Annotated in this window: 10 protein-coding genes; 7 read left to right on the top strand and 3 right to left on the bottom strand. The window is 65.2% G+C overall.

Annotated elements, in window-relative coordinates; genetic code table 11:
* From JWQ89_RS13740 to JWQ89_RS13730, 3 genes are all read right to left on the bottom strand, one after another.
* Positions 1-699, bottom strand: a 699-nt coding sequence (locus JWQ89_RS13740) for a carbohydrate ABC transporter permease (RefSeq protein ID WP_299641903.1), incomplete at its 3' end; no start/stop codon positions are given.
* Entirely contained in the window at positions 699-1,619 is a 921-nt protein-coding gene (locus JWQ89_RS13735) for a sugar ABC transporter permease (protein ID WP_299641901.1), read from the bottom strand. The genes JWQ89_RS13740 and JWQ89_RS13735, both read right to left, overlap by 1 nt.
* Positions 1,620-1,686: 67 nt before the next feature.
* On the bottom strand, positions 1,687-3,012 hold the full coding sequence (locus JWQ89_RS13730; protein ID WP_299641899.1) for an extracellular solute-binding protein: 1,326 nt from the start codon (positions 3,010-3,012) through the stop codon (positions 1,687-1,689).
* Between the two features lie 261 nt (positions 3,013-3,273).
* On the opposite strand from JWQ89_RS13730, the gene JWQ89_RS13725 reads away from it, so the two are divergent.
* The 7 genes from JWQ89_RS13725 to JWQ89_RS13695 form a co-directional block, all read left to right on the top strand.
* Positions 3,274-3,924, top strand: coding sequence for a GntR family transcriptional regulator (locus JWQ89_RS13725; protein WP_299641897.1), 651 nt, complete (start codon positions 3,274-3,276; stop codon positions 3,922-3,924).
* 311 nt (positions 3,925-4,235) lie between these two features.
* A complete protein-coding gene (locus JWQ89_RS13720) occupies positions 4,236-5,039 on the top strand; it encodes an ATP-binding cassette domain-containing protein (RefSeq protein WP_299641895.1) in 804 nt (267 codons plus the stop codon).
* 59 nt (positions 5,040-5,098) lie between these two features.
* Positions 5,099-6,151 carry a substrate-binding domain-containing protein gene (locus JWQ89_RS13715; protein ID WP_299641893.1) on the top strand — a complete coding sequence of 351 codons (1,053 nt, stop codon included), beginning with the start codon at positions 5,099-5,101 and terminating at the stop codon, positions 6,149-6,151.
* Between the two features lie 190 nt (positions 6,152-6,341).
* Positions 6,342-7,331 (top strand): ABC transporter permease, encoded by a 990-nt coding sequence (locus tag JWQ89_RS13710; protein ID WP_299641892.1) that lies wholly within the window; start codon positions 6,342-6,344, stop codon positions 7,329-7,331.
* Positions 7,328-8,329 carry an ABC transporter permease gene (locus tag JWQ89_RS13705; RefSeq protein WP_299641890.1) on the top strand — a complete coding sequence of 334 codons (1,002 nt, stop codon included), beginning with the start codon at positions 7,328-7,330 and terminating at the stop codon, positions 8,327-8,329. The genes JWQ89_RS13710 and JWQ89_RS13705 overlap by 4 nt, the downstream gene beginning before the upstream one ends.
* 30 nt (positions 8,330-8,359) lie before the next feature.
* Positions 8,360-9,553 (top strand): enolase C-terminal domain-like protein, encoded by a 1,194-nt coding sequence (locus JWQ89_RS13700; protein WP_299641888.1) that lies wholly within the window; start codon positions 8,360-8,362, stop codon positions 9,551-9,553.
* Positions 9,554-9,572: 19 nt separating this feature from the next.
* On the top strand, positions 9,573-10,013 hold a 441-nt coding region (locus JWQ89_RS13695; protein WP_299641887.1), incomplete at its 3' end, for a helix-turn-helix domain-containing protein.

Raw genomic sequence — 10,013 nt, 5'->3', positions numbered from 1 at the left:
GAGCGCGAACAGCAGCTCGTTCCAGGCGCCGGTAAAGGTGAAGATGGCGACCGCCGCGATGCCCGGCGCCGAGAGCGGCAGGACGATGCGGATCAGCGCGCCGAAGCGACTAAGCCCGTCGATCATCCCCTGCTCCTCGAGCTCGCGCGGCACGCCGCGGAAATAGCCCTGCAGCAGCCAGGTCGAGAGCGGCAGCGAGAAGGTCAGGTAGACGAAGATCAGCCCGACCAGCGAATTGCCAAGGTGCAGTTGCGCCATGACGATCGACAGCGGGATGAACAGCAGCGAGCCGGGGGTGAGGTAGGCAAACAGGATCAGCCGGCCGAACACGCCGCGGAAGCGGTAGCGGAAGCGCACCATCGAATAGGCGGCGAAGGACGAGATGATCACCGAGATGAGGGTGACGATGGTCGACACGATCAGGCTGTTGCGGATGGCGAGGAGGAACTGGCCGTCGGCGAGGAGCTTCGAAAAGTTGTCGAGCGTGAAGGTCTTGGGCCAGAGCGAGGGCACGCGATAGATCTCGCGCGGCAGCTTCAGCGAAGTGATGATCATCCAGTAGATCGGGAACAGCACCAGCAGCACGGCAATGCCGAGCGCTGCGTAGGTGAGGACGCGGCCGGTCAGCAGCCGGCGCCGCGCCTTGGCGCTGGAACTCGTGGTGGCGGGAGTGACGATATCTGCGAGGGCGGTCGACATTAGTCTTCTTTGCGCATCATGAGCGAGGTGGCGAAGAGCACGAGGATGGCGAGCACCGGCAGCATGTAGACCGAGACCGCGGCGGCCTCGCCGATGCGCTGCGTCTGCATGCCGAAGAAGGCCAGCACCGGGAACACCATGGTGGCGTCGGACGGCCCCCCCGCGGTCAGGAGCCAGACATGCTCGAAGCCGTTGGCGGTCCAGATCGAGCTCAGGAGCGTGGTGACGATGATCACCGGCAGGATGCCGGGAACGGTGACCGACCAGAAGCGCTGCCAGACATTGGCGCCATCGACGATCGCCGCTTCGTAGAGCTCCTTAGGCACCGATTGCAGCGCCGCGAGCAGCGAGACGAACCAGAACGGGAAGCCGCGCCACACCGAGGCGACGATGACCGAACCCATGGCGGTGGAGCGCTGGCCGAGCCAATCGACCACCTGCGGGTAGATGCCGGTCTGGGTGAGGATGAGGTTTATACCGCCGCCGATCGGCTGGTAGAGCACGCGCCAGGTGAGGAAGGCGACGAAGGCGGGCATGGCCCAGGGCAGCATCAGGAACGAGCGGAAGATGCCGCGGCCGGGGAACTTCTGATGCACCAGCAGCGCCAGGCCGAGCCCGATGATGAGCTTAAGCCCGTCCGAGACGAGAACGATGGTCACGGTGTTCCAGATGGCGCTCCAGAACGTCGCCGTGCCGGCGAGATATTCGAAATTCTTGAACCCGACGAACTGGCCGACGCTGCCGATCACCTGGTCGGTAAACGATACCCAGATGGCGAACAGGAACGGGTAGGCGACGAGCGCGAGGATCAGGATGATCACCGGCGCGACCAGCGCATAGGCGAAGAGCTTGATCCTGAAGCCGCCCGGAAGGCGCCAGCGTTTGGGGTTTTGCCGTTCTTGATCGATCGCCAGCGTCATGAGTCATCCGTAGTCAGAAAATTCCGCGGATGGCGCTGGGCCATCCGCGGCAGGGAGGAACCGTGGATCAGTACTTGTCGTAGATCGCCTGGCCCTGGGTCTGGGCTTCGTCCATTGCCTTGTCGAAGTCCCAGCCGTCGACGACGACGCGCTGGCACATCTTGGGGACGATGAAGTTGGACGAGAAATCCGCCCAGGCGGAGTTGTAGACGTCCGGATAGGCGGGTGCCGTGCCGGCCTGGGCGAGGCCGAGCAGGCCGGTCAGGATCGGGTTGGAGCCGTCGAACGCCGGCAGCTGCTGCTGGTTCTTCAGCACCGGGCCATAGATCGCCACGTTGAAGTAGGCGTTCATGAAGTCGGGGCTGGACAGGTGCTCGATCAGCGCCTTGGCCTCGTCCTGCATGGCGCTCGCCTTGGTGATGGCGCGCAGATTTGGCGTGATCGGCGAGATCGTGCCCTTCGGCCCGGCCGGCAGCGGCGAGAAGGCGCTGCCGTCGTAGAGTTCCGGATCGTCCTTCTTGGCGGCAATGCCCACCGAGCCGGTATTGGCGATGAAGCCGACCTGACCGGAGAGATAGGCCTGGTTGTCGCCCGCTCCGTCCCAGGTGGTGTTGCCCGGCGCGAACAGGCCCTTGTCCCAGGCGTCCTTGAGCCAGGTCAGGTAGGCCCGGGTTTCCTCGGACTTGATGGTGACCTTCTTGCCCGCGTCGTCCGCGATGCGGCCGCCGTAGGACTGCAGCACGTTCACCTGCACGTTGGCGTCGCCGACATTGGAGAGCGCCAGGCCGAGGCCGGAGACCGGCGCCTTGTTGATGGCAACGGCCTGCGTGACCAGCTCTTCCCAGGTCTTGGGGGCTTCGGTGAAGCCGGCGGGCTCGAGCAGGTCCTTGCGACGGAGCAGCAGGTTGCCGTTGACGCCGAACGGGATGCCGGTGCGGCCGCCCGCGGCGGCAGTGGTGTCGGAGGCGCGATCGGGGCCCTCGAACCAACCGCCCTGCGCATCGCCGATCTTCTTGTAGAGATCGTCGAGCGTCGAGAATACGCCCTGGCGCGACAGCAGCAGCAACAGGTCGAGGCCGACATCGAGCGCGTCGGGCATGGTGTTCGACGACACGGCCGCCGAAACCTTCTGCACCGTTTCGTTCTGGTTGATCATCACCACTTCGGTCTCAACGCCGTTGGCGGCGCCCCAGGCCGTGATGGTGTCGCTCAGGAGCTTGTTGGCATCGTCCGAAAAGATCAGGCCGCCCCAGTAGGTGAGCTTCTTGGTCTGCGCGATGGCGGGCATCGGGAAGCCGCTGGCCGCGGCGAGCGCCAGTCCGCTGGCGGCAGTGGTCAGGACGCGCCGGCGCGACCAGCCGCTCTTGTTCTTGGTATCGGATGTCTCGGTCATGTTTTTCCTCCAGGGGGCTGGTTGCGGCGTCGGCGGATTTCGAAGGATGGAGCGGCGGCGATCGCCGATTGGGCGATCCGCTCGAGGTTCTGCTCCGAATGCCTCCACGCGGGGTCAGTTCATACAAAAAAGCGGTTGGGCCCGAGGGCCGCCGCTCACAAGTTTCTGTTAGCGCCGGGTTTCAAATATATTTAATAGCGCTATTAAGAGCGTATTATGGCTTTGAAACTGCGTCAATGCACCCGGGGCTAGGAGAAAAGGATGAGGGGGGAAATCGAGAATGCCGGCTACCTGGCGTTCTTCGACGCATTGGTCGAGGGCCGGCTGAAGCTGGGCCAGACCCTGACGCAGGATGAACTCTGCCAGGTGCTGGGCCTGTCGCTGTCGCCGATGCGCGAGACGACGACGCTGCTCGAGGCCGAGGGGCTGATCACCGTTCGCCGCAAGGTCGGGATCACCATCTTTTACCCGGACGTGAAATTCGTCGGCAACTGCTTCCAGTTTCGCGGACTTCTGGAGCGGGAGGGGTTGCGGAAGTTCGCGCGGTCGGTGACGCCCGCCTGGATCGCGACGATGCGCAAGGACCATGAAGAGATCATCGAGTTCGTCGCCGGGGTGAACGACATCGAGCGCTACCGCATCCCGGTGAAGGAGCTCGAGCGGCGCTTCCACAATACCTTCATCGCGTCGTACGAGAACGACCAGATCCGCGTCAATTACGCGCGGCTGACGCAAAAGATGTACCTGCTGCGGTTGCACAACATGAACGCCGTGGGGCCGGCGAACACGGTGACCTCGATGGAGGAGCACCTGGCGATCATCGACGCGCTGGGCGTCGGCGATGTCGAGGGCGCCGTCGAGGGGCTGGACCGGCACCTGCAGGGCGTGCTGCACCGGGTGCTGACGACCTAGAGGCGCTGACTTTTTGACTGGTGCGGGAGGATACCTCCACCCTGTCCCCTCCCGCAAAGGGGGAGGGAGACCCTCCCGACCGTCATCGCAACCTCGCGAACCGAGCAAGCGGCTCATCGTCTCCCTCCCCGTGCGGGGAGGGGGCAGGGGCGGGGTATCTTCCCGCACCGGCTTCTCAATTCACAGCCTCCTCATCCTCAAGTCGAATCCCCCCTTGGTTGACAACGACCGTCACCGGTGCTTAGCGTGTCCCCAATATGAAACGCTCGTTCCAGATGCGGAACGTACGAGAAGCGTTGGGAGGAAGGCTCATGGGGAACGAGGCGCTTTCGCCTGTCCTTGAGGCACGCAATATTTCGCGGCATTTCGGCGCCGTCGTGGCGCTGGCCGATGCGTCGCTGAAACTCTATCCGCGCGAAGTGGTGGGGCTGGTCGGCGACAATGGCGCCGGCAAGTCGACGCTGCTCAAGATCCTCTCGGGTATCCTCACGCCGTCGGGCGGCGAGATCGTCATCGACGGCAAGCCCGTGGTGCTGAAGCGCGCCCAGGATGCCATGGATGCCGGGATCGAGACGGTCTACCAGGACCTGGCACTGGTCGACACCATGTCGGCCTACCAGAACGTCTATCTCGGCCGCGAAGAGCTCTCGAAGAACCCGCTGGCCAAGCTGTTCAACCTCGTCGACGACAAGAAGATGCGGGAGCGGGCCCGCGAGGTGCTGAACTCGCTGCAGGTCAAGGTGCCCTCGATCAACGTGCCGGTGAAGGGCATGTCGGGCGGCCAGCGCCAGTGCCTCGCCATCGCCCGCGCGCTGCTCTGGGGGCGCCGCATCGTCATCCTCGACGAGCCGACCGCGGCGCTCGGCGTGCGCGAGACCGGCCAGGTGCTCGAGGTCATCCGTGACCTGAGGAAGCATGATGTCTCGGTGATCATCGTCAGCCACAACATGCAGCAGCTGATGAGCGTCGCCGACCGCATCACGGTGATGCGGCTCGGCCGCTCGATCGCCACCCGTACGGTCAAGGAGACCGAGGTCAACGAGATCGTCGGACTGATTACCGGCGCCATCCCCGGCGATTCCGCCGAGGCGCGCGCCGCCCAGGTTGCGGCCTGAGGCAGGAGCCCGAGGCCGTTCCACCAAGCGTTACCGCACTCAAGGGAGGAGACCCTATCTTGCGTAACTTACTACGAGTACTCGCCGTCACGGCGCTTTCGGTTCCCGCGCTCATCGGCCTTGCCGGTGTCGCGCAGGCCCAGGACAAGTTCAAGCTGGGCATGGCGGTGGGTGGCAACACCTGCTGCGAATGGATGAAGGCCCAGGGCGACGTCGCCCGGGCGCTGGCCGAAAAGAACGGCTGGGACTATGTCGAGCTTTCCAACAACAACGACCCGGCGACGGCGCTGAAGAACGCGCAGATCTTCGTCCAGGAAGGCGTCGACGCGGTCATCCAGTTCAACGGCCAGGCGGCCTCGAACCCGGCCATCTCGGCGGTGATGAAGCAGGCCAATATCCCCATCGTCACCTACGACATCGCCGACCCCGGCATGTATTTCGTCGGCATCGACAACCTCGCGGCAGGCATCGCCGGTGGCGAGGGCCTGGGCAAGATCATCAAGGAGAAATGGGCCTGCAATCCGGACCTGGTGGTCTCGGCTGAAGGCGCCGGCGCCGGCATCGTCAACGAGTGGCGTACGGGCGGCATGCGCACCGGCCTGAAGAATATCTGCCCGGACATTCCCGATGCGAAATATGTGAGCTTCGAGAGCCAGGGCGACGCCGCCGTCGGCCTGCCCGCCGCCCGCGACCTGCTGGCCGCCCATCCCGAGGCCAAGAACATCGCCGTCGTCGGCCTCAATGACGGCGGCGTGCTGGCGCTGATCAACGCCGCCGAACAACTCGGTCGCGCCGATGGCGTCATCGGCTGGGGCCAGGACGGCGCTTTCATCACCGGCGACAACGTCAACCCGCATCTCGCCGGTTCGGTGTTCTACTTCCTCGAGGGCTACGCCGTGTATGCCATCAAGGACGTGATCGGACCGATCGCCGCCGGCAACGTGCCGCCGCTCAAGGCCGATGCCGGCGACCCGGCGTCCAAGGTCCAGCCGTGCCCGGTTACCGCCGAGCAGGCCAAGGCCGTGCCGGACATGAACGAGCGCGTGAAGCAGCTGCTCGCGGCGCCCGCCGGCACCGCCGAGTACGACCTGTTCTGCCCGAACAAGGGCTGAGCTGCTGCCGGGCCGGGCGCACCATTTCGGTGGTGCGCCCTCTCTCCCCATCAGGGGAAAGGTGGGTGAGGGGTGCAGGCTCTCAGCGAGCGCTTGTTGCACCGCTTCACCCCTCATCCGGCGCTTCGCGCCACCTTCTCCCCTGAGGGGAGAAGGGACCACCGTCTGAACCACTCGGAACGAGAAGCCGATGTCCCTCAACCAAGCGATCGAGACGGCCCCGCCGGCCGTGCCGCTCAAGGTCCGTTTCGGTGGCTGGGGCACCGGCCTGATGCTCCTTGCCGTGTGGCTGCTGCTGATCGTGGCCACCGGGCTCTATCGCCAGGACTTCTTCTCGCAGCAGACGGTGCTGGCCGTCGCTTTCACCATGTCGATCGTCGGCGTCCTGGCCATCGGCCAGGGCCTCGTTGCCATCTCCGGCGGCTTCATCGACCTGAGCCAACCGGCCGGCATGATCACCGCCAGCCTCGTCGCCGTCCGGCTCTCCGAAGCGGGCATGCCGCTGATCGTGGTGATCATCGGCGCCATTCTCACCGGCATGGTATGGGGGGCGTTCAACGCCGCGATCATCGTTTTCGCCAAGCTCAATCCGGTGATCGTGACGCTGGCGACCAATTTCATCGGCCTCGCCGTGCTGTTCCTGGTGTTCCAGCTCGCCGAAGTGCCGCTGAACAGCGACATCTATCATTTCGGCCGCGCCAGCTTCCTCGGCCTGCCGGCGATCTTCTGGCCGATGCTGGGGCTGGTGCTGGTCGTCGGCTTCCTCTTGCCGCGCACCAAGTACGGCCGCCGCGCCACGGCCGTTGGCGGCAATCGTGCCGCCGCCAAGGCGCGCGGCATTTCGCTCAAGGCGACGCGCTTTGCCATCTTCATGGCGGCCGGCGGCTTTGTCGGCTTTGCCGCGGTGCTGTTCGCGGCGACCGCCGGGCCGTTCAATCCGGGCTCCGGCAACGCCATGCAGCTCAACATCATCGCCGGGGTGATCCTCGCGGGCATCTCGCTCGCCGGCGGGCGCGGCAATTTCTGGATGCTGCTGCTGAGCGTCGGGTTCCTCTCGACCATTCCCACCTCGCTGGTGTTCTTCGGGCTGAGCTCGGACACGCAGTCGATCTTCCAGGGCCTGATCCTGATCATCGCGGTCGCCATCGACGGCTACCGCGCGCGGAAGGGAACACCATGACCACCGTCGCCGCCGACACCACCGCGCTGCCGCCCGCGCCGCACAATCCCTGGCGCGACGTGCTGACCGGCTCGGTCGCCTCGATCACCTTCACCTTCATTGCCGTCGTCGCGGTGGGCTGGTTCTGGGTGGGGCCGAAATTCCTGTCGTTCGGCAACATCTCGATCATGGGCACCTTCCTGATCGTGCCGCTGATCGTCGGCGCCTTTTCGGGCCCGGCGCTCTTGTCGGGCGTGGTCGATCTGTCGATCGGCTCGATGGTCGGCTTCTCCTCGGCGCTGTTCGCGCTGCTGATCTCGCTCGGCTGGGATCCGGCGAGCGCCGCGGCGGTGACGCTGGTGGCATGCCTGTGCTTCGGCGGCATCAACGCCATCGCGATCGTCGGCTTCGGCGCCGAACCGATCGCCGCGACGCTCGGCATGCTGGTGGCACTGCGCGGCATCGCCTGGGTGCTGCTCGGCTCGCAGGGCGCGATCTTTGCGTTCAATATCGACATGTTCAACCTCGTGAGCATGACCATCTTCGGGCTGCCGCTGTTCTTCCTTCTCGCCATCCTCCTGACCGCTATCGCAGCGGTGATCGTCACCAAGACGCGGATGGGCCGGCATGTGCAGGCCGTGGGCGGCGATGATCGCGCGGCCGCCCGCGCCGGCATTTCGGTGAAGAAGGTGCGCGTTGCGGCACTGCTGCTCTCGGCCTTCGGAGCCGGGCTCGGCGGGATCGTGTTTGCCGGCCAGCTCGGCAGCGCCGCGCGCGCTACCGGCGTCGGCCTCGAGTTCCAGGTCTATGCGGCGCTGATGATCGGCGGCTACTCGATCCTGCGCGGCGGTGTCGGCAATCCGGTCGGCGGTGCGCTGGGCCTTCTTGCCGTGGCAGGGGTCTCGAACATCCTCGATCTAAAGGCCATCAGTCCCTACTACGTGAACATCATTGTCGGCCTGCTGCTGCTCGCGGCGGTGCTGCTCGACCGCCTGCGCGGCGGCGACGCCTACGAATAACAGTCATCCCCGGACCCAAGGAATCCCGCCGTGAAGATCTCGGACATCACCATCAAGTCGTTCCGCACCTATGCCGACCGCTGGGATGTCGGCCATGCGCTGCCGATGCCCAACACGCAGATGATGCAGACCGTGCTCACCATCCACACCGACGAGGGCGTGGTCGGGCACTATCTGGGCGGCGGCTCGCATGGCGACAACGAGGGGCTGAACGTCGTCGACCAGCAGCAGATCCTTTGGCGGATCAAGGACCTGCTGGTGGGACAGGACCCGATGGATCGCGAGATGATCTGGAAGTGGATGTGGGTCGCCAACATCCAGGAGAACGTCGCGAGCGTAATCGACAATGCGCTCTGGGATCTCGCCGGGCGCTACGCCAACCTGCCGGTCTACAAGCTCATGGGCGGCGCGGGCCGTGAGAAGGTCAAGGCCTACGCCTCGACCTACCCAAATATCGGCAAGCCGCAGGTCTATGCCGACCATGCGCTCGCTTGCAAGACCGAGGGCTACCAGGCCTACAAGATCCATCCGCACTATTTCTGGAACCCCGAGACCGGCACGCCGACGCCGGGCCGCCCGTCCAACATCAAGGCCGATATCGAGACCTGCCACCTGGTGCGCGAGGCGGTTGGCCCCGACTACGTGCTGATGTTCGATCCCTGGGGCACCTACATGACCATGGAGGAGGCGATCCAGGTCGGGCGCGAGCTCGAAAAGCTGAACTTCTACTGGTACGAGCACCCGATGCCGGAATACCGCGTCGAGAGCTATGTGCGGCTGTCGCGTGAGCTGTCGATCCCGATCCTCTCGCCCGAGATCGTCGCCGGCGGCGTGTTCTCCCGCGCCGAGTGGATCCTGCGTGGTGCGGGCGACATGAGCCGCATCGACGTGGTTCGCGGCGGTATCACCGGGGCGCGGAAGACCGCCATCGTCGCCGAGGCCTATGGGCTGCGCTGCGAGATGCACATGGCCGGCTGGGGCAACCTGCAGGTCATCGGCGCCACCTCGGAAGACACCTCGGAGTACTACGAGAAGGGCCTGCTGGCGCCCGGCGTCGACTATGACGCGCCGCACCCGTACCTCAAGAACACTGTCGATAAGATCGATGCCGAGGGCTACGTGCACCTGCCCAAGGGCCCGGGCATGGGCTACGAAATCGAGTGGGACTATATCGACGACAATCTGATCGAACCCAACGCGACGACCAAGAAGACCCACTGGTAAACAGGGACAACGAGGGCCCATGTCGAGCATCACCCGGTCAATCCAGGCCATGGATCTTCTCGCAAGGAAGGGTCCGCTGGGGGTCCGCGCCGTGTCGCAGCAATTGCAGCTGCCGCTCGGCTCGGTGCACCGGATGCTGCTCGACCTCGCCGAGGAGGGGGTGGTCGATCGCACCCCCTCGGGCGAGTGGGAGCTGTCGTTCCGCCTGCTCGAGATCACCGGCCTGCAGCTCGAGCGCATCGACCTGCCGCGGCTCTGCCGGCCGTTCGCCGAAAGGATCGCCGAGGCGACGAAGGAGACGGTCAATATCAACGCGTTGAGCGGCGGGTATGGGGTGTGCATCGACAAGGTGCGCGGCAACGAGGGCATGCAGCTCGACATGCGGATCGGCTCGCGCGGACCGCTCAATTGCGGCGGCGCCGGCAAGGCGATGCTGGCCTTCATGGCCGAGGACAAGCGC

Source organism: Devosia sp., from assembly GCF_028290645.1.
In the GTDB taxonomy this organism is placed as follows: Bacteria; Pseudomonadota; Alphaproteobacteria; order Rhizobiales; family Devosiaceae; genus Devosia_A.
Note: the sequence above shows the minus strand (reverse complement) of the source record. Positions and strands in the feature narration are given on the sequence as shown.